The organism is Novosphingobium mathurense (assembly GCF_900168325.1).
GTDB classification, from domain to species: domain Bacteria; phylum Pseudomonadota; class Alphaproteobacteria; order Sphingomonadales; family Sphingomonadaceae; genus Novosphingobium; species Novosphingobium mathurense.
The window spans coordinates 999,491-1,017,939 of the sequence record NZ_FVZE01000001.1 but is presented as its reverse complement, the minus strand read 5'-3'; the positions used below and the strand labels follow the sequence as shown (position 1 = coordinate 1,017,939).

17 protein-coding genes are annotated in these 18,449 nt (G+C 63.1%); 9 read left to right on the top strand and 8 right to left on the bottom strand.

From position 1 onward, the window contains the following. Positions 1–117: 117 nt before the first annotated feature. Both B5483_RS04820 and B5483_RS04815 read left to right on the top strand, forming a co-directional pair. Positions 118–834 carry a PadR family transcriptional regulator gene (locus B5483_RS04820; RefSeq protein ID WP_342743635.1) on the top strand — a complete coding sequence of 239 codons (717 nt, stop codon included), beginning with the start codon at positions 118–120 and terminating at the stop codon, positions 832–834. Then, positions 831–1,118 (top strand): DUF2218 domain-containing protein, encoded by a 288-nt coding sequence (locus tag B5483_RS04815; RefSeq protein WP_079729612.1) that lies wholly within the window; start codon positions 831–833, stop codon positions 1,116–1,118. Before B5483_RS04820 ends, B5483_RS04815 begins: the two co-directional genes overlap by 4 nt. A 117-nt stretch (positions 1,119–1,235) precedes the next feature. Here B5483_RS04815 and B5483_RS04810 read toward each other — a convergent pair whose 3' ends face one another. Continuing rightward, a complete protein-coding gene (locus B5483_RS04810) occupies positions 1,236–2,123 on the bottom strand; it encodes a mechanosensitive ion channel family protein (RefSeq protein WP_054948064.1) in 888 nt (295 codons plus the stop codon). Positions 2,124–2,232: 109 nt separating this feature from the next. On the opposite strand from B5483_RS04810, the gene B5483_RS04805 reads away from it, so the two are divergent. Together B5483_RS04805 and B5483_RS04800 are read left to right on the top strand one after the other, a co-directional pair. Further along, entirely contained in the window at positions 2,233–3,834 is a 1,602-nt protein-coding gene (locus B5483_RS04805; RefSeq protein WP_054948127.1) for a lysine--tRNA ligase, read from the top strand. Then, positions 3,831–4,364 carry a DUF1003 domain-containing protein gene (locus B5483_RS04800; protein ID WP_054948065.1) on the top strand — a complete coding sequence of 178 codons (534 nt, stop codon included), beginning with the start codon at positions 3,831–3,833 and terminating at the stop codon, positions 4,362–4,364. The genes B5483_RS04805 and B5483_RS04800 overlap by 4 nt, the downstream gene beginning before the upstream one ends. A gap of 71 nt (positions 4,365–4,435) precedes the next feature. On the opposite strand, the gene B5483_RS04795 is transcribed toward B5483_RS04800, so the two are convergent. The 4 genes from B5483_RS04795 to ettA all read right to left on the bottom strand — a co-directional run bounded on the left by B5483_RS04795 (position 4,436) and on the right by ettA (position 9,992). After that, positions 4,436–6,304: a DUF885 domain-containing protein gene (locus B5483_RS04795; RefSeq protein WP_079729611.1), complete on the bottom strand. Its 1,869-nt coding sequence runs from the start codon at positions 6,302–6,304 to the stop codon at positions 4,436–4,438. Further along, positions 6,301–6,966 carry a 2OG-Fe(II) oxygenase gene (locus tag B5483_RS04790; protein WP_054948128.1) on the bottom strand — a complete coding sequence of 222 codons (666 nt, stop codon included), beginning with the start codon at positions 6,964–6,966 and terminating at the stop codon, positions 6,301–6,303. Before B5483_RS04790 ends, B5483_RS04795 begins: the two co-directional genes overlap by 4 nt. A 155-nt stretch (positions 6,967–7,121) precedes the next feature. Further along, a complete protein-coding gene (locus tag B5483_RS04785; protein ID WP_079729610.1) occupies positions 7,122–8,060 on the bottom strand; it encodes an RcnB family protein in 939 nt (312 codons plus the stop codon). A gap of 252 nt (positions 8,061–8,312) precedes the next feature. After that, positions 8,313–9,992, bottom strand: coding sequence for an energy-dependent translational throttle protein EttA (gene ettA / locus B5483_RS04780; protein WP_054948068.1), 1,680 nt, complete (start codon positions 9,990–9,992; stop codon positions 8,313–8,315). Positions 9,993–10,253: 261 nt separating this feature from the next. Here ettA and B5483_RS04775 point away from each other — a divergent pair, with 261 nt between their 5' ends. Next, the gene (locus tag B5483_RS04775; protein WP_079729609.1) at positions 10,254–11,633 is read left to right on the top strand and encodes a M28 family peptidase; all 1,380 of its coding nucleotides are present in this window, start codon (positions 10,254–10,256) and stop codon (positions 11,631–11,633) included. Between the two features lie 12 nt (positions 11,634–11,645). Here B5483_RS04775 and B5483_RS04770 read toward each other — a convergent pair whose 3' ends face one another. Both B5483_RS04770 and B5483_RS04765 read right to left on the bottom strand, forming a co-directional pair. Further along, positions 11,646–12,521: an HpcH/HpaI aldolase/citrate lyase family protein gene (locus B5483_RS04770; protein WP_054948070.1), complete on the bottom strand. Its 876-nt coding sequence runs from the start codon at positions 12,519–12,521 to the stop codon at positions 11,646–11,648. Positions 12,522–12,610: 89 nt separating this feature from the next. After that, positions 12,611–13,486, bottom strand: a complete 876-nt coding sequence (locus tag B5483_RS04765) for an SDR family NAD(P)-dependent oxidoreductase (protein ID WP_079729608.1) — start codon at positions 13,484–13,486, stop codon at positions 12,611–12,613. Positions 13,487–13,792: 306 nt separating this feature from the next. Here B5483_RS04765 and B5483_RS04760 point away from each other — a divergent pair, with 306 nt between their 5' ends. The 4 genes from B5483_RS04760 to B5483_RS04745 all read left to right on the top strand — a co-directional run bounded on the left by B5483_RS04760 (position 13,793) and on the right by B5483_RS04745 (position 17,876). After that, positions 13,793–14,341 (top strand): peroxiredoxin, encoded by a 549-nt coding sequence (locus B5483_RS04760; protein WP_079729607.1) that lies wholly within the window; start codon positions 13,793–13,795, stop codon positions 14,339–14,341. A 164-nt stretch (positions 14,342–14,505) separates the two neighbouring features. Further along, positions 14,506–15,633 (top strand): peptide chain release factor 2, encoded by a 1,128-nt coding sequence (prfB, locus tag B5483_RS04755; RefSeq protein WP_054948073.1) that lies wholly within the window; start codon positions 14,506–14,508, stop codon positions 15,631–15,633. 61 nt (positions 15,634–15,694) lie between these two features. Then, complete coding sequence (locus B5483_RS04750; protein ID WP_054948074.1) at positions 15,695–16,438, top strand: class I SAM-dependent methyltransferase; 744 nt, start codon at positions 15,695–15,697, stop codon at positions 16,436–16,438. A gap of 31 nt (positions 16,439–16,469) precedes the next feature. Further along, positions 16,470–17,876, top strand: a complete 1,407-nt coding sequence (locus B5483_RS04745; RefSeq protein WP_054948075.1) for an NAD(P)H-dependent flavin oxidoreductase — start codon at positions 16,470–16,472, stop codon at positions 17,874–17,876. 65 nt (positions 17,877–17,941) lie between these two features. Here the strand turns inward: B5483_RS04745 and B5483_RS04740 are convergent, their stop codons facing one another. Continuing rightward, positions 17,942–18,433, bottom strand: a complete 492-nt coding sequence (locus B5483_RS04740) for a DUF805 domain-containing protein (protein WP_079729606.1) — start codon at positions 18,431–18,433, stop codon at positions 17,942–17,944. Between the last annotated feature and the right edge of the window lie 16 nt (positions 18,434–18,449).

Below are 18,449 nucleotides of genomic sequence, written 5' to 3'. Positions count from 1 at the left end.
TTGGAAATGGCTCTGCACCGCTTCCCGCAGGAAATTACGTCCTGATACAAATTCGCGCCTTGCAAAAAACCTTACAAGATATATCTTGACGCCATCATGAAGATCGATGGAAATAAGATGAGACAAATGAACGGTAACCCCAAGCGCGGCGGACGGCGTTTCGCGCGCGACGATTATGACATGGACATCGCCCTTGTACGGCGCGCCCGCGGTATGCGTGGACGGCGGGGCGGCATGCGCGGTCCCTTCGGGCCGGGACGTGACGGATTGGACGATGAGATTTTCGAAGGCCGCGGTAGGCACGGTCGCGGCGGTGGGGCCGGCGGTCTGGGCTTCGGCGGCGGTCGCGGCATGCGCGGCGGTCGGCGCCGGCGGATTTTCGACCAGGCGGAGTTGCAGACACTGTTGCTGGCCCTGATCGCAGAAGCGCCGCGCCACGGCTACGATCTGATCCGTGAGATTGAGGCAATCTCTGGCGGCGAGTATGCGCCCAGTCCCGGCGTAGTCTATCCTGCACTCACCTACATGGAAGAGGCGGGCTGGATCGCGGTCGGCTCGGACGAAGGGGCTCGCAAGTCTTACGAAGCGACGGAAGAGGGGCGCAGACAGACCGAGGCCGATGCCGACAAGGCAAAGACCCTGCGCCAGCGTCTTGCCGCTCTGGCCGAGGCCCGCGAGAAGGTTGACCCCGCGCCGGTTCGCCGCGCCATGCAGAACCTCAAGACCGCCGTCTTCGACCGTCTTTCGGTCGAAGGTGCGGACCGTAAGTTCATCCTGCGAGTGGCGGAAGCCATCGACGAGGCTACGCGCAATATCGAAAGGATCGAAAAATGAGCACGATCGCAGCGAGAGTCGCAACGCCCAACGGCGGCAAGTACGTGCGCCAGATCTGCAAGCACTGGAGCCACAAGTTCGAGGTCGAAGTCGATGGCGATACCGGCAAGGTACATTTCCCGGCCGCGGTCACGACGATGGCCGGAGACGATCAAGGTATCGCGATTGAGATCACCGGCGAAGACAAGGCGACGCTGGAACGCCTGACCGAAGTCGTGGCGAACCACATCGACCGCTTCGCCTTTCGCGAAGGCCCGCTCCAGTACGAATGGTCCTGGCAGTAACCCGGCGCAATATGGCCGGAATCGGAAAGACCCGGCGGCAGGCCATCCGCGGCTTGCTGACGGGTCTTTCATTGTCCGGGTGCCGTGTGGAATCGCGCGCGGCAGACCGGATTCGCCTCAGGCCGCGTTCTCGTTGACCGGCTCGAGGTTTTTTGCCCGTTCAAGGGGAAGCGGTTCCTTGAAGGTATTGGTGACGTAGGGGAACGGGATCTCGATGCCCGCCTCGTCGAGCGCGGTCTTCACCGCCATGACGATCTGGCTCTTGGTCAGGCGCAGGTCCTGGGCAACGGTGTCGCTCCACCACTGGACGAGGAAGTCCACCGAGCTGGAATTGAACGTCTGGGCGAAGACGACCACGCCTTTTTCCTTGTCGACTGCCTCGACACTCTCGACCGCCTTCTGGATGACGTCCTGAGCGGGCCCGAGATCGGTGTCATAGGAGACACCGACGACGATCTCGTTGCGGCGCAGGGGCTGATCGGTGAGGATTTCGACCGGGTTCTTGAACAGCATCGAGTTGGGAACGACGGTCAGCTCGCCCGAGAACTGGCGGATGTGCGTTTCGCGCAAGGTGATCCTCTCGACCTTGCCGCTGATGCTTCCGCAGATCACCGAGTCGCCGATGTTCATCTTGTCGCGCAGCATGATCAGCACGCCGGCGAGGAAATTTTCGAAAATGTCCTGGAATGCAAAGCCGATGGCGAGAGCGCCGACACCCAGACTTGCGAAGGCGCCTGCCGGGGTGAAGCTGGGAATGGCGATGGTGAGGGCAATCAGCGATCCGATGATCCACACCAGCAATCGCACCAGGGTATCGAGCAGCTGCTTGAGATCGTTGCGGATTGCGGTTCTGCCGGTGATGCGATCGGCAATGCGCACAGCGGTGCGGGCAACGATCCATGTGACCAGCAGAACGACAAGCGCGATGACCAGAGAGGGCAGGGCCTGGACGACTCCTTTGCCCATAGCCTCCAGTTCAGTGCGCAATGTTTCGACGTAATTCACGATATCTCCGTCCCTTTCGGTCCCTTTTGAACATAACGGGCCTGTCCCGACCCGGTTCCAATGCAGCTTCGCGCTTGCGAAATGCGTGCGTTTCGAAGAAGAGCGCCTCATGACTGAGAATGCCCTGATCGAAGCCGCCCGTGTGTCCAAGGCCTGGCCCTTCCAGGAGGCCCAGAAGCTGCTCAAGCGCTACCCGGACGGCAAACCCGGCGGAGAACCCATGCTGTTCGAAACCGGCTACGGTCCCTCGGGCCTGCCGCATATCGGCACGTTCCAGGAAGTTCTGCGCACGACGCTGGTGCGTCACGCCTACGAAACCCTCACCGGTGGCGCGCCGACTCGGCTGGTCGCCTTTTCGGACGATATGGACGGGCTGCGCAAGGTCCCGGACAACATTCCCAATGCCCAGTTGCTGGCGGACAATCTCGGCAAGCCGCTGAGCCGCATCCCCGATCCGTTCGAGAAGTTCGAAAGCTTTGCGCATCACAACAACGCGATGCTGCGTGAATTTCTCGATCGTTTCGGCTTCGAGTACGAATTCGTCTCGGCCAGCGACCGTTACAATTCGGGCGCCTTCGACAAGGCCCTGTCGAACGTGCTCTCGCACTACGACGCCATCATGGGCGTCATGCTGCCCACGCTTCGCGAAGAGCGCCGCAAGACCTATTCGCCGGTCCTGCCGGTCTCGCCGACGACGGGCGTGGTGCTGCAGGTTCCGGTCGAAGTCCTCGATCCCGCCACGGGCATGATCCGCTTCACGGATGAGGACGGCACGACGGTCGAGCAGTCCGTGTTCGGCGGCCATGCCAAGCTGCAGTGGAAGGTCGACTGGGCGATGCGCTGGGTAGACCTGGGTGTCGACTACGAGATGTGCGGCAAGGACCTGACCGACTCGGTTACCCAGTCGGGCAAGATCTCGCAGATCCTCGGGCGCCGTAAGCCCGAAGGTCTGATTTACGAACTGTTCCTCGACGAGAACGGCGAGAAGATCTCCAAGTCCAAGGGCAATGGCCTGACCATCGAGCAGTGGCTGACCTACGGCACCGAGGAAAGCCTGGGCTTCTACCTGTTCCGCGAGCCCAAGAGCGCCAAGCAGTTGCACGTCGGCGTAATCCCCAAGGCGGTCGACGAGTATTGGCAGTTCCGCGGCAACCTGCCCGATCAGGCGCTGGACAAGCAGCTCGGCAATCCGGTCTGGCACCTGCTGCGCGCAACCGGCAACGGACAGGGCGCGGGCGATACCTTGCCGGTGACCTTCTCGCTGCTGCTGAACCTCGTGGGTGTCTTGGGCGCCGATGCGACGGCAGATCAGGTCTGGTCGTATCTTGGCAACTACGTCGCCGAAGCGACCCCCGAGGCGCATCCGGAACTTGGCGAACTGGTGCGGGCCGCGCTTGCCACCAACCGGGACTTCATCGCCCCGACGCTGGTACGCCGCGCTCCTGCCGCCAATGAGGCCGAAGCGCTCAAGGCGCTCGATGCCGAGCTGGCCAAGGCGGGGGCGGATACTTCGGCAGAGGAGCTGCAGAACATGGTCTATGAAATCGGCAAGGACGAGGCTTACGGCTTCGGCAACCTGCGTGACTGGTTCAAGGCGCTTTACGAAACCCTGCTCGGTTCCAGTCAGGGCCCGCGCATGGGCAGCTTCATCGCACTCTACGGCATTCCCGAGACGCGCAAGCTGATCGCAGAGGCGCTTTCCAGCCAATGATGCAACTGCCCCGGCGCACGCCTGAGCAACTGGCCGAGGAACTTCTCGGACGCAAGTTCAGCGAACTGGGGCAGGAAGAGCAGAACGTCCTTCGGCGCATCGCCGCGGGCACCCTGATCGGCCCCGATGCCGACGAGATCGCCGCGACTCATGCCAGTCGCGGCGACCGTCTCGCCGACCGGGTTGCAGCTATCGGCGGCAGCTGGGGCTTCATCATCGGCTTTGCCGTGGTGTTGCTCGGCTGGATGCTGATCAACAGCCACGTGCTGGAGGCGTTCGGGCTGCATCCCTTCGATGGCTACCCGTATATCTTCCTCAACCTGATCCTCTCGATGCTGGCGGCGATCCAGGCGCCGGTGATCATGATGAGTCAGAACCGTCAGGCGGACAAGGATCGCATCGCCGCGCGGCACGACTACGAAGTCAACTTGCGCACGCAGCTGGAGATCCTGCGACTCCACCGGCGCTTCGATCACCTCATCGAATTTCTCGAGGCGCGCCGTGCTTCGGAGGCTGGCGAGGAATACTGAATCTCCGGATTCGGCGGCGAAGGGATCGGCTTCGCGGTCCCGACCCTATCGAACCGCAAGTCGTGACCTGTCTAGTTTCCGGCGCGGTGGGGGCGGCTTGCGGCGATCCAGCCGTCGATCTTGGCTTCCAGTATGGGCAGGGGCAGGGCGCCTGACCCCAGGACTTCCTCGTGGAAGCTGCGGATGTCGAATCGCGGTCCGAGCTGTGCCTGGGCCTTGTCGCGCAGACGCTGGATGGTGAGCGCGCCGATCTTGTAGGCGAGCGCCTGTGCCGGCATCGCGATGTAGCGGTCGACTTCGGCTTCCGCGTCGCTGCGGCCCATCCCCGAATTGGCCAGCATGTAGTCGATCGCCTGCTGGCGCGACCAGCCCTTGGCGTGGATCCCGGTATCGACGACCAGTCGCATCGCGCGCAGCATTTCGTCGTCGAGCGTGCCCCAGTGCTGCAGCGGGTCCTTGTAGAAGCCCATGCCGTAGCCCAGCGTCTCTGCATAAAGGGCCCAGCCCTCGACAAAGGCGCTGTTGCCGCCGTAGCGCTGGAAGCCGGGCAGGCTCTGGTTCTCTTGCGCGAGACTGATCTGGAAGTGATGTCCGGGTACGCCCTCGTGCATGTAGAGCGTCGTCATGCCGCTGAGGAAGCGGTGCGGCAGGTCGTAGGTGTTGTAGTAGAAGACGCCGGGCTTGCCGCGGTCGGGCGCGCCTTCGGAATAGCTGCCTCCGGCTTCGAATTTCTCGCGATATGCCGGGTATGGCTCGATCAGCATGGGCGTTTCGGGCACCCGGTCGAACCAGCGTGGCAAGGCGGCCTCGACCTGTTTGCCGATGCGCATGAAACCGTCGGTGAGCTGGCTGTCGTTGGTAGGGTGAAAGCGAGGATCGTCGCGGATCTCATCGAAGAATGCGGGGAGGGTTTCGGCAATTCCGAGCTGTTCGCGCACTCCGTCCATTTCCCGCTGTATGCGGGCGACTTCGGAGAGACCGAGTTCGTGGATCGCTTCCGGCTCGAGCGAAAGCGTCGTCTCGCGGCGGATGAGGGCGCGATAGAGCTGCGCGCCACCCTTCATGTCGCCCAGCCCGACAGAAGCGCGTGCGGTTGGAAGATAGTCGTCCTGCAGGAATTGCCGCAGGCGCCGATAGGCAGGCCAGATCGCCTCGCGTGTAGCCCCACGCAATGCCGGTTCGAGCGCCTTGCGGCTCTTGGCCGAGAGCGTCTCCGGGGCTTGCCGAAGGGGGGCGGAGAAGGGCGACTGCTCGTAGGGTTGGGCCAGCAGGGCGTCGATCTGGGCGATCATGTTAATGACCGTCAGGCGCGGTTCGACCACGCCTGAAGCCATGCCCTGTCGAAATCGGGCGATGGCATTGTCGATCACCCGGGGAAAGGCACGGTAGAGCGCAATGGCGCGCCGGTAGTCTGCCTCATCGGCATAGTCGTTTGTGCCGCCCGGTGCGATCATGGCCGGGAATTCGACATGCAGACCGCCGAAGTGGTTGAACGGGCGCACCTTGGTAAGGCGGCGCAGCTCCGGCTGAAGCCAAGCCAGTTCCTCGTCCTTGAGCGCTGCGAAGGTATCGTAGGAGAGCTGCAGATCGGGCGGCAGAGTGGCACGGTCGATCGTTTGCAGGACCTCTCGGCTGCGGCTGGCGGAGACCTGTATGTCACGGTCGAGGGCGTCGGTGTACAGGCGTTCGAACGGGGCGCCTTCCGCCGTGGTTCCGGCCCCATCTCCGCCATAGAGCGGGGTCAGGGGATCGAGGTCGTCCTCGCGTTGCGCGTCCTCGGCAAAGAGGCGAAGCAGGCGCAGCCGATTGCGCTCCGCATCCGCTGCAGACACCTGCCGCGATGTTCGTGTGGCGGCATCGGCGGTGACCGGCCCGACCGGAAGGGCAAGCGCACAGGACATGCCCAACGCCAGAAGCGAAACCGCGTTGCGAAATTTCATTGCCAGTTGCGAACCCGGAACCACTTGGTGACGACGTACTTGACGCCCCTGATGACTGGCCGGGCTGCATGCATGGTCAGCGGGTTGGGGGTCCCGTCGGGCAATGCGTTGTTCCACAGCAGGAGGCAACCGGGTTCGGGCGGGATGCTCAGGCCGATGTGGGTAAAGTCGGTCCGGCCGCCTTCCTCCACCGCGTTGAGGTAGATCATCGCAGTCCAGCTGCGCTGGCCGCCGCAGCGCCGTTCCTGCCGCCAGTAGCCGGCCTCGGTGTCGAACCAGTCGCAATGCTCGTTGAAGTACTGGCCGCGTTCATAGCGCTGGCCCTGCGCCGATTCCCCGCAGGACGGAGCGATGCCGGTGAAGTCGCTGAGGCGCAGTTCGAGATCGCGCACGATCCTGTCCTGCGTGTCGATGTCCCCCGAATAGCTGGTACGGTAATCGTCCCAGCCTTCTTCTTCCAGCAGGCGCGAAGGACAGGCGCAAGTGTCGATGAGCGCCATAATGTGGGCGCAATCGGACGCGCTGAGAAAACTGTTCGAGGTGTAGATTTCGACCGCTTCAATGGGCAGTCGCCTGACCGCAGGCTGGCCGGAAAGGCGCTCCCGGACCGAAGCACCGATCCTTGCAAGCGCCCTGCAGTCCGGATGAGGCGTGGCTGGCATCTCGATCGACAGACTACCGGTAATGTTCAACAAATCAATTGCTTCGTTCCATTCGGTAAAACCCTGCCGGAATTACGCCGTTCCATTCGTTGCGGGCATGAAATAGGCCCCCGGTGGAGGAACCGGGGGCCTTTCATTTGCCTTTTGTCTTCGGTTTACCAGAAGAAGTCGTAGATCACGTCGACCACTTCGCCGGAGTAGATGTCCACCAGCAGCACGTCGTCATAGTAGCGGACCCAGCGATAGGGGCCGTAGACCTCGGGCAGCCTGTAGTACCAGGGATCGTCGATCCAGTAGCGCGAGCTGTAAAACACCGAGCCCAGCGAGAAGCCGATACCGATGCGCCGATACGAGTAGTTGCTGTACGGCGAATAGTAGCGGCCGATGCGGTAGACCGATCGGTTGCGCGCCCGATAGTCGCGCCAGTCATAACGCTTGTCACGGCGCCAGTCGTTGCGGTTCCAGCGCCGAGCATCGCGATAGTCGCGGCGGTCGTGATCGCGCCAGCGGCTGTCGTTGTCCCGCCACCTGTCGTTATTGCGCCAACGGTTGTCGTTGTCCCGCCATCTCTCGTTTTCGCGCCAGCGACTGTCGTTGTTTCGCCAAGTGTCGTTGTCGCGGCGGCTGGAGTCGTTGCGCGATTGATCCCGCCAGTCCCGACGCGTTTCCGCGCGGCGGTCGTCACGGTCGTTGTCACGCCGATCTGCCCGCTGTTCCGAGCGGCGTTCGTAGCCGCCGTTGCGCAACTTGTCCTGCCAGGCGTTTCTGCGATCCTCTTCGGTACGCAATTCGCGGCTGCTGTCCCGCGAGGACCGGTTTCCCGACCAACTGCGGTTCTGGGAGGGCGCCGCTTCCTGACGGACACGGTTGTCATTGCTGCGCGACCAGTCGCGGCGTGGCTGATCGTCCGGGCGAGCGCTCTGCCTTTGCGAGGTGTCCCGCCGGGGGGCGTTTGCCGAAGAACCCTGTCGCATCTGTGCACGGAACTGTTCCGCGCGGCTGTCGTTGCCGCGACTTTCGCTGCGGTTGTTATCGGGGCGCGATGCGGCTTCGGCCACGCTGGGCGCTGTGAGACCGGCAACGGCGATGGCCATTGCCCCCCAAGCTCCAGCTGAAAAAAGTGCACCCGCCTTAATGTTCATCATTCTTGCCATATCCGGTCTCCAAAACCGAACTTGCCGCACGGCGATTGCGGCTCATCCTGTATTGGTTCTAGGCCATCGGCGCTGTCCTGAACGTGAACCGGGTTGCAGCTCTTCGTTAATGTATAGCTTCCTTAAAATGAACAGGCCGCCGATCCGGTGTTCCGGAGCGACGGCCTGCATATCATGGTTGAGGCGATGTCGTCAGCGCGTCAGCTTCTTGTAGGCAAGACGCGTGGGACGGTCGGCCGCATCGCCGAGGCGGCGGCGCTTGTCCTCTTCATAAGCTTCGAAGTTACCTTCGAACCATTCGACGTGGCTGTTACCCTCGAAGGCGAGGATGTGCGTCGCGAGACGGTCGAGGAAGAAGCGGTCGTGCGAGATGACCACGGCGCAGCCGGCGAAGTTCTCGATGGCTTCTTCAAGGGCACCGAGGGTTTCGACGTCGAGGTCGTTGGTCGGTTCGTCGAGCAGGAGCACGTTGCCGCCCTGCTTGAGCATCTTGGCGAGGTGGACGCGGTTGCGTTCACCGCCCGAGAGCTTGCCGACGTTCTTCTGCTGGTCCTGGCCCTTGAAGTTGAAGGCGCCGACATAGGCGCGCGTCGACATGTCGTGGCCGTTGACCTTCATGTAGTCGAGCTTGTCGGAGATTTCCTCCCAGACGTTGTTCTTGCCGTCGAGGTGGTCGCGGTTCTGGTCGACGTAGCCGAGGTGAACCGTCTGGCCGATCTCGATGGTGCCGCTGTCGGGCTGTTCCTGGCCGGTCAGCATCTTGAACAGGGTCGACTTACCCGCACCGTTGGGGCCGATAACGCCGACGATGCCGCCCGGCGGCAGGATGAACGAGAGGTCCTCGAACAGCAGCTTGTCGCCGAACGCCTTGGAGATGCCCTTGGCTTCGATGACCTTGCCGCCAAGGCGCTCGGGCACCTGAATGACGATCTGGGCCTTGCCCGGGGTACGCTGGTCCTGCGCGTTCTGCAGTTCCTCGAACTTGCGGATACGGGCCTTTGACTTGGTCTGACGACCCTTGACGCCAGCGCGGATCCACTCAAGCTCGTCCTTGAGGGCTTTCTGGCGGCCGGTCGCCTCGCGGTCTTCCTGTTCGAGGCGCTTGGCCTTCTTCTCGAGGTAGGTCGAGTAGTTGCCCTCGTAAGGGAAGTACTTTCCGCGGTCGAGTTCGAGGATCCAGCCCACCACGTTGTCGAGGAAGTAGCGGTCGTGGGTGATCATCAGCACCGCACCGGCATATTCCTTTAGATGGTTTTCCAGCCATTCGACGGATTCTGCGTCGAGATGGTTGGTCGGTTCGTCCAGCAGCAGGATGTCGGGCTTCTGGATGAGCAGGCGGGTGAGCGCGATACGGCGCTTTTCACCACCCGAGAGGCTTTCCACCGACCAGTCGCCCGGCGGGCAGCGCAGCGCTTCCATCGCCACTTCGAGCTGGTTGTCGAGGGTCCAGCCGTCCACGGCATCGATCTGGTCCTGCAGTTCACCCATTTCGGCCATGAGCGCGTCGAAGTCGCAGTCTTCCGGCGGATCGCCCATGATCATGGAGATCTCGTTGAAGCGGTCGATCTTGTCGGCCGTTTCGCGCGCGCCGTCCTTGACGTTTTCGAGCACGGTCTTGCTCGTGTCGAGCTGCGGTTCCTGCGGCAGGTAGCCGACGGTGATGTTCTCGCCGGGCCATGCTTCGCCGGTGAAATCGGTATCGATGCCGCCCATGATCTTCATCAGGGTCGACTTACCTGCACCGTTCGGGCCGACGATGCCGATCTTGGCACCCTGGTAGAACTGCAGGTTGATATTCGAAAGCACCGGCTTCTGGGCGCCGGGGAAGGTCTTTGTCATGCTCTTCATGACGAAGGCGTATTGCGCGGCCATCGGTTTCCTCTGGGATCTGGCGTGTCGGAATTTGCGGCGTGCTCTACAGGGGCGGGCCACCAGCCGCAAGGTTGCTGGCAGGTGGACGTGTCGGTTCTTGCCGGAATGGCGCTGGGCCTGCGTCGAGAGCGTCGCAAAGTTGAGCTGCAAATGGGGATTGCTGCGGCCCCCGTCAAGATTTCGCCGCTTGCCGCGCATTGGCCCGGTCAAGAATTGCGACTTGGGATTGGAAATGGCCGGGCAGGGCGTTAGGCATTGTCCATGCTACGCAAAACCTTTTGCGCTGCCCTGCTTGCAGCGACCGCATTCGCCTCCTTCAGCCCCGTTCCGGTCAGTGCCACGCCCACACAAGGCGCGGGCGTGGCGTGGGACATCGTCGAAGGTCTCACCACCGAAATCGGTCCGCGCATTGCAGGTTCGGATGCCGAAGCGCGCGCCCGTGCATGGGCCGAGGCGCGCCTCAAGGCGCTCGGCTTCAGCCATGTCTCCATCGAGGAGTTCAAGACTCTCGCCTGGCAGCGCGGTGAGGAACATGCCCGTCTGACTGCTCCCTACCAGCAGCCGCTGGCGATCACCGCGCTCGGTTTCTCGGTGCCGACCCCGGTACAGGGCCTCAAGGCAGAACTGGTCTATTTCCCGACGCTGGCTGCGCTCGAGGCGGCTCCGGCAGGTTCACTGAAGGGCAAGATCGCTTTCGTCGACCACGCCATGCGCCCCACGCAGGACGGTTCGGGTTACGGGCCCTACGGCGATGTCCGTCGCAAGGGGCCCACCATCGCCTCGCAGAAGGGGGCCTCCGGCATCGTCATCCGTTCGGTCGGTACCGACAGCCACCGCAATCCGCATACCGGCGCCACCGTTTTCGCCAAGGACGTGAAGCCGATCCCGGCTGGCGCCGTTTCCAACCCCGATGCGGACCTGATTGCCCGCGTCGCTTCGCGCGGCAAACCGATGAGCATCGACCTGAAGCTGATGGGCAAACCGTTTCCCGATGCGCCTTCGGGCAATGTCGTGGCGGAACTGCCGGGGCGCGATCCGTCATTGCCCATCATCCTGCTCGCCTGCCACCTCGACTCCTGGGATCTGGGCACCGGCGCGATCGACGATGCTTCAGGCTGCGGGATCATCACCGCCGCGGCACTGGCGGCGCAGAAGGACGGCAAGACCCTGCGCACGATCCGCGTACTGTGGTCGGGCAACGAGGAAATGGGCATCTCCGGCGGTGGCGGCGATCACTACGTGAAGGTCCATGGCAGCGAGCCGCATGCCGTCGCGATGGAAAGCGACTTCGGCGCCGACAAGGTCTGGCAGCTCAAGACGACTTTTGCCGAGGGCAATGCTGCGCTGGTGGACAAGGTCAAGGCGGCGTTATGGCCGTTGGGCATCGTGCCGCATGACGGCCCAACCGAAGGCGGGGCCGATGTCGAGCCGATCATCGCACACCAGAAGCTGGCGGTGATCGATCTCGGACAGGACGGGATGCATTACTTCGACCTGCACCACACGCCCGACGACACGCTCGACAAGGTCGATCCGATAGCCCTGCAGCAGAACGTCGATGCCTGGACGGCGGTGCTCAGGGTGATCGCCAATGCGCCGGAGCTGATCGAGTCCGTTCCGGCGGCTGAAGGCGGCGAGTAAACGGCGCGCGCGTCAGGCTGCTGCAGCGATCCGCTTGGCAACGGCGACGAGCCGCTGTGCCTGTTCGAGGTGCAGCAGTTCGGTCATCTTGCCATCGACGCGGATCGCGCCCTTGCCGGCGTTTTCCGGCTGGGCGAAGGCGTCGATGACGGTCTGCGCCCAGGCCAGGTCCGCTTCGCTGGGTGAAAATACCGCGTTGCACGGTTCGACTTGCGCGGGGTGGATCAGGCTCTTGCCGTCGAAGCCGAACATCAGCCCCTGACGCGTTTCGGCCTCGAATGCCTCGAGGTCGCGGAATTCATTGCACACGCCGTCGAGGATCGCGACGCCATGGGCGCGCGCGGCGGCAACCGCCATCGACAGGAACGGCAGGAACGGCGTGCGGCAGGGTGTAAGCTGCGCGCGCATTTCCTTGGCGAGATCGTTTGTCCCCATGATCCACAGCGACAGGCGCGAGCTATGCGCACACTGTGCGATGGCATCCAGATTGCCGACGCTCGCGCAGGTCTCGATCATGGCCCATAGCTGCATGTCCTTGTGCGCGTTCTTCAGGGCTTCATCGTAGCGGGCAATGTCGGTCGGCGAATTGACCTTGGGCACAAGCACCGCGTCGGCCTTGGTCGAGGCCATGGCGGCAAGGTCATCCATGCCCCATTCGCTATCGATGCCATTGGTGCGCACGACAACCTCGCGGTGACCGAAACCGCCTTCCTCCAGGGCCGCGACGGCGGCGGCGCGCGCTTCGGCTTTCAGTTCGGGGGCGACGGCATCCTCGAGGTCGAAAATAACGACGTCGCAGGGGAGGCTGCGGGCCTTGGCAATCGCCTTGGCGTTCGAGGCGGGCATGAACAGTGCGCTGCGGCGCGGGCGATCGGTCGGTGCAGTCATCGTGTCTTCCTGTGGCTTGCCCGTTTCCTTGCGGCGGAGCGGGCCGAATGGTCAAGGGCCCGGGAAGACCGAATGCGGGTTTGGCAAGATCAGCAGCCGATGGTTTCGAGGATGCGTTCGCTCTCCATCCACAACCGGCTGGCCGCCAGGTCGTCCCGCGCCTGCGGTGCAGGTTCGATTTCGGCTAGGTCGTGGAAGTAGCGACCGCCCTGTTCGCCGACTTCCGGGGACGTGGCCAGCCACATGATCGTGCGGGCCGGATGTTCGGGCGGCGTGCAGGGGCTTCGGGCCATGTAGTCCTGGATCAGCTCGTCGCCGTGGCTCGCGAAGTTCGAGTCGACGCATCCCGGGTTTACCGCCTGGGCGACGATGCCCATGGGCGAAAGCCTGCGGTCCAGTTCGCGGGTGAAGAGGAGGCTCGCCAGTTTCGCCTGACTGTAGGCATCGATCGTCGCAAAATCTTCCAGCAGCATCAGGTCGTCCCAGTTCATCGCCCGGCAACTCGCATGACCGTCGGCTGCCACGGCGATGATGCGCACGGTCCCGGCAGGGGATTCCTTCGCCGCATATTCGAGCTGGGGCAGCAGTTCACGGGTGAGGAGGAAAGGGGCGAGATGGTTGGTGGCGAATGTCGCCTCGAGACCTTCCGAGGTGCGGTAGTATCCGTCGCGCACGCCGCCGGCATTGTTGACGAGGACGTGGATGCGATTGGTGAGCAGTCCGATCTCCTCGGCAATGCGGCGAACGTCGGACATCTCGGTGAAGTCGCCGCGCAGGAAGTCGACGCGCGCTTCCGGCGTTGCGATGGCGCGGATTTCCTCTTCGGCCGCGTCACAGCGATCAGGTGTCCGGCCGGTGCCGATGACATGCCAGCCCATGCGGGCGAAGACTTCCGCCGTGGCCTTGCCGATGCCGGAGCTGGCTCCGGTAATGACGATCACGCGCCGATGACTGGACTGGGTCAATCTTCTCTCCCTCGGTGGCGAATGTCAGGAAACGATTGCCGGACGCGGGCGGGAGGTAGGCCAGGCGGTCCTGTCGGGCAGGGTACGCGTGACGAGTTGCCTCTCCATTCGTCCTCTCTCCATGTCGCGTCCTGTCTCAGGATCGCGGCCGACCCATAGCCGAGTCAGGCCAGGTTCAGGAAGATGTTTACGGTGAAACGGCCTCTGTTGTCGATACTTGCCCCCCGGGTGCGTCACAATGCGTATCTTTACGGGGCAGCTTTGCGAGGGCTGGACAGGCCCCATCGCTGCGCGCAGACTGCGCGCATGAAACGCCTTCTAGCCCCCCTGATCGCCATTGGTTTCCTCGCAGCATCGTCGGTAGCGCAGGCCGCCCTGCCGATGGGTGCGACCGCGCCCGAGTTCAGCACCAAGGGTGCCAAGGCCGGCAAGGAGGTCGATTTCGATCTCAAGCAAGCGCTCAAACGCGGGCCGGTCGTGCTTTACTTCTATCCAAAGGCGTTCACCCAAGGTTGCACCCTGGAAGCCCATGCCTTCGCCGAAGCGACGCCGGAGTTCGCCGAACTGGGCGCGACCGTCATCGGCATGTCGGCCGATGACCTGCCCACTCTCAAGAAGTTCTCGACCGAGGCCTGCCGTGACAAGTTCGCTGTCGCCGTCGCCACGCCGAAGATAATCAAGGAATACGATGTCGCCCTGGCGCGGGACGGCAAGCCGCAGGGTATGGCCGACCGGGTGAGCTACGTCATCGACCGGAGCGGCAAGGTCGTCTTCATCCATTCCGATCTCGACTATCGCGATCACGTGAAGATGACCCTGGCGGCCGTGAAGGTGCTGGCAAAGAAGCGCCCCTGACGCTAGCGGCCTTGCGCCCTCTTGCGGGGCCTTGAACAATCCCGATATCTGCGGGTAGTAGCGCCGGCCTGTCGCCGGCTCATCTCGGGTCGATTGCCGCGCCGCTTTACAATCGGCTGCACTTCGCTAAGCGGTGCGCCGCAGTTTCATTGGAGTTTCGTGCCATGCGTGCCGAAGGGCAGGCCCACATTGACCGTATCGAAAAGGCGCTCGCGCTTGTGCGCAAGTTCCTGGACTGGGATCGCGCGCTGCGCCGCTTCGACGAGCTGAACGCCCGCGTCGAGGATCCCACCTTGTGGGACAAGCCCAAGGAAGCCGAGGCGGTCATGAAAGAGCGTCGCCGGCTGGAAGCTTCGATCGGCACGGTCAACGAGATCAGCCGCGAGATGGCCGACGCCGTCGAGTTCATCGAGCTGGGCGAGATGGAAGGCGACGAGGACACGGTCAACGAAGGGCTGGCCACGCTCGCCCAGCTTGCCGAACGTGCCGATGCCGACAAGGTGCAGGCGCTGCTGGCCGGCGAGGCCGACGGCAACGACACCTACCTCGAAGTCCATGCCGGTGCCGGCGGTACCGAAAGCCAGGACTGGGCCGAAATGCTGCAGCGCATGTACACGCGCTGGGCCGAGCGCAAGGGCTACAAGGTCGAGCTGGTCGACTACCACGCCGGTGAAGCCGCAGGCATCAAAAGCTGCACCCTGCTGATCAAGGGCGAGAACGCCTACGGCTATGCCAAGACCGAAAGCGGCGTCCACCGTCTTGTGCGCATCAGCCCGTATGACAGCTCGGCACGCCGCCATACCAGCTTTTCGTCGGTCTGGGTCTATCCGGTGATCGATGACAGCTTCGAGGTCGAGGTGAACCCGGCCGACCTGAAGATCGACACCTATCGCGCATCGGGTGCGGGCGGTCAGCACGTCAACACCACGGACTCGGCGGTGCGCATTACCCACCAGCCGTCCGGAATCGTTGTCGCCAGCCAGATCGACCGTTCGCAGCACAAGAACCGCGAAATCGCGATGGGCATGCTCAAGGCGCGCCTGTTCGAGGAAGAAATGCGCAAGCGCGAGGAAGCAGCCAGCGCCGAGCACGCTTCGAAGAGCGATATCGGGTGGGGTCACCAGATCCGTTCCTACGTGCTGCAGCCCTACCAGCAGGTGAAGGACCTGCGCACCGGCGTCGTTTCGACTTCGCCGGGCGACGTCCTTGACGGTGAGCTCGACGCGTTCATGGCTGCCGCCCTGTCGCAGCGCGTGACGGGCGAAAAGGCCGAAGTCGAGGATATCGACTGACCCGGGCGATGGGCCACATGACAGGTTTTGCCAAGTCTTTGGCAAGTCGCTAAGGGGCGGCATGTTTTTGTCTCGCCGTCTTTCCTGCGTGGTTCTCGCGCTGGCTCTCGCTGCCTGCCAGCAGAAGCCTGCCGATGACGGCCGGCCCGAGACTTCGCGCGAGTTTCCGGTCGCCGACCGCCCGGTTTCGCGGCTCGGCGCAAACTCCGTTTCCTCGGAAGTGGAGCGCGACAGCGTCAACGAAGCGAATGTCGTGATGAACCTCGCCGACATCCGCGAGGGGATGAGCGTGGCCGATATCGGCGCGGGCGAGGGGTACTACACGGTTCGGCTCGCCCAGCGAGTCGGCAAGAAGGGGAGGGTCCTCGCCGAGGACATCGACCGCGATGCCAATGAGCAGCTGGGCCAGCGCGTATTGCGCGAGCGTCTGGAGAACGTCTCCATAGTCCTGGGGACCGAGGACGATCCGCGCCTGCCGCCTGACAGCTTCGATCGCATCATGCTCGTCCACATGTATCACGAGGTCACCGAGCCTTATGCCTTCCTGTGGCGCCTGCAGCCTGCCCTGCGCAAGGGAGGCAAGGTGATCGTGGTCGACGTCGACCGTCCGACGGACGAGCACGGAATTCCGCCGGAGTTGCTTTTCTGTGAATTCGCGTCGCTGGGCTTTCGTTTGACCGAATTTGTTCGTAAGCCGGAACTGCAGGGTTATTATGCGCAGTTCGAGGCTGGTAGTGCACGGCCTGAGCCTGCAGATATCGTACCTTGCCGATTGTCTGGCGATAAGACGGCGTCAAAGGACTGAGCGTTACGCCAGGGGGAAAGACAGAGAGTTTATGAGTTTCAAGGGTCTCAAGCCGATTGTTTATGGCGGACGTGAAGTCTGGCCGCTCATCGAGGGCGGCAAGGGCGTTTCAGCCACGAACCACACCAGCTCCGGCGCATGGGCCGCAGCTGGGGGAATCGGCACCGTCAGTGCGGTGAATGCCGATTCCTACGATGCGGAAGGCAAGATCGTTCCGCAGATCTACCATGCCCTTACGCGCAAGGAACGCCACGAAGAACTGATCCGCTACGCCATCGACGGCGCGGTTGAGCAGGTGCGGCGGGCCTATGACATCGCCAGCGGCAAGGGCGCGATCAACATCAACGTCCTGTGGGAAATGGGCGGCGCCCAGCAGGTTCTCGAAGGCGTGCTGGAAAAGACCCGCGGCATGGTTACCGGCGTGACCTGCGGCGCGGGCATGCCCTACCGCCTGTCCGAGATCGCAGCGCGTTTCAACGTCAGCTACCTGCCGATCGTCAGTTCCGCCCGCGCCTTCCGCGCGCTGTGGAAGCGTGCCTATCACAAGGTATCCGAACTGATGGCGGCGGTGGTCTATGAAGACCCCTGGCTCGCCGGCGGTCACAACGGCCTGTCGAATGCGGAAGACCCGCTCAAGCCGGAAGATCCCTATCCGCGCGTCAAGGCGCTGCGCGATACGATGCGCAAGGAAGGCATTTCCGATTCCGTTCCGATCGTGATGGCCGGCGGCGTTTGGTACTTGCGCGACTGGAATGAGTGGATCGACAATCCCGAACTCGGCACCATCGCCTTCCAGTTCGGCACCCGTCCGCTGCTCACGCATGAAAGCCCGATCCCGCAGGCATGGAAGGACGCCCTGCGCGAACTGGAACCGGGCGATGTGCTGCTCCACCGCTTCTCGCCGACGGGTTTCTATTCCTCGGCCGTCCGCAATCCTTTCCTGCGCAATCTTGAAGCGCGTTCGGAACGCCAGATTCCCTACTCCAAGGTCGAAGCCGGCGAGCATACCGTGCGCCTCGACGTCGGTGTGAAAGGCAAGAACTTCTGGGTAGCCCCCAAGGACCTAGAGCGGGCCCGTGCATGGTCGGCCCAGGGCTTCACCGATGGCCTGCGCACCCCGGACGACACGATCATCTTCGTCAATCCGCAGGAACGCGACGAGATCCGTCAGGATCAGGCGGACTGCATGGGCTGCCTGTCGCACTGCGGGTTCTCTTCGTGGAAGGACCACGACGACTACACTACCGGTCGCCTCGCGGATCCGCGCAGCTTCTGCATCCAGAAGACCTTGCAGGATATCGCCCACGGCGGCCCGGTCGAAGAGAACCTGATGTTTGCGGGCCATGCCGCCTACAAGTTCAAGCAGGATCCGTTCTACTCGAACGGATTTACGCCGACGGTCAAGCAACTGGTGGACCGGATTCTGACCGGCGACTGATCGACAAAGGCACTAGCCGAATTCAGACGACCGGCGGGGAGCAATCCTCGCCGGTCGTTTTTGTTTTAGAAACGGTGGGTCTCCTGCGCTCCGTTCTGGCAGTTGGCTGAGCGGGTTACGGGCATGAACAGGGCTGCGACGGCAACGATCAGGAAACCGGGCACGAGCACCCAGTTGATCGGGTCGGTCCAGCTCTCGATCCCGTCGCGAACATTGGGATAGCCGGCAATGCCAAGGGCTCTCAGCACGAAGGTGCGGGCCATCGCGATGAGGATGAACAGCATCCACCAGCCGCTGCGCCCGAATTCATGCAGACGCCGGACGAGCAGGGCGAAGATCGGCAGGAACAGTAGGGTATCGAAGGCGAGGCGCGCCCAGCTTTCGGCATCGCCGTCCAGCACTATCCTTGCAGCAAGGTTGAGAGCGAGGTCGAGGCCCATCGCCCAGATCAGGAATGCCGCCAGTTCCCGGCGGGAGGAGCGGCCGGAGAAATCGAGGCTGCGTGTGCAGGCCTCCATGGCGAGGCGGCGCAAGGGCCTGTTATCTCCGGCTGCCATCCTGACCTTTCTCTGA

What these genes read in the sequence shown, in the direction of transcription:
- B5483_RS04800 (WP_054948065.1), top strand. Translation starts at nt 3,831, where the DNA reads ATGATGCAACTGCCCCGGCGCACGCCTGAGCAACTGGCCGAGGAACTT.
- B5483_RS04815 (WP_079729612.1), top strand. Translation starts at nt 831, where the DNA reads ATGAGCACGATCGCAGCGAGAGTCGCAACGCCCAACGGCGGCAAGTAC.
- B5483_RS04795 (WP_079729611.1), bottom strand. Translation starts at nt 6,304, where the DNA reads ATGAAATTTCGCAACGCGGTTTCGCTTCTGGCGTTGGGCATGTCCTGT.
- prfB (WP_054948073.1), top strand. Translation starts at nt 14,506, where the DNA reads ATGCGTGCCGAAGGGCAGGCCCACATTGACCGTATCGAAAAGGCGCTC.
- B5483_RS04770 (WP_054948070.1), bottom strand. Translation starts at nt 12,521, where the DNA reads ATGACTGCACCGACCGATCGCCCGCGCCGCAGCGCACTGTTCATGCCC.
- B5483_RS04745 (WP_054948075.1), top strand. Translation starts at nt 16,470, where the DNA reads ATGAGTTTCAAGGGTCTCAAGCCGATTGTTTATGGCGGACGTGAAGTC.
- B5483_RS04775 (WP_079729609.1), top strand. Translation starts at nt 10,254, where the DNA reads ATGCTACGCAAAACCTTTTGCGCTGCCCTGCTTGCAGCGACCGCATTC.
- B5483_RS04820 (WP_342743635.1), top strand. Translation starts at nt 118, where the DNA reads ATGAGACAAATGAACGGTAACCCCAAGCGCGGCGGACGGCGTTTCGCG.
- B5483_RS04760 (WP_079729607.1), top strand. Translation starts at nt 13,793, where the DNA reads ATGAAACGCCTTCTAGCCCCCCTGATCGCCATTGGTTTCCTCGCAGCA.
- B5483_RS04785 (WP_079729610.1), bottom strand. Translation starts at nt 8,060, where the DNA reads ATGGCCATCGCCGTTGCCGGTCTCACAGCGCCCAGCGTGGCCGAAGCC.
- B5483_RS04740 (WP_079729606.1), bottom strand. Translation starts at nt 18,433, where the DNA reads ATGGCAGCCGGAGATAACAGGCCCTTGCGCCGCCTCGCCATGGAGGCC.
- ettA (WP_054948068.1), bottom strand. Translation starts at nt 9,992, where the DNA reads ATGGCCGCGCAATACGCCTTCGTCATGAAGAGCATGACAAAGACCTTC.
- B5483_RS04805 (WP_054948127.1), top strand. Translation starts at nt 2,233, where the DNA reads ATGACTGAGAATGCCCTGATCGAAGCCGCCCGTGTGTCCAAGGCCTGG.
- B5483_RS04750 (WP_054948074.1), top strand. Translation starts at nt 15,695, where the DNA reads ATGTTTTTGTCTCGCCGTCTTTCCTGCGTGGTTCTCGCGCTGGCTCTC.
- B5483_RS04790 (WP_054948128.1), bottom strand. Translation starts at nt 6,966, where the DNA reads ATGCCAGCCACGCCTCATCCGGACTGCAGGGCGCTTGCAAGGATCGGT.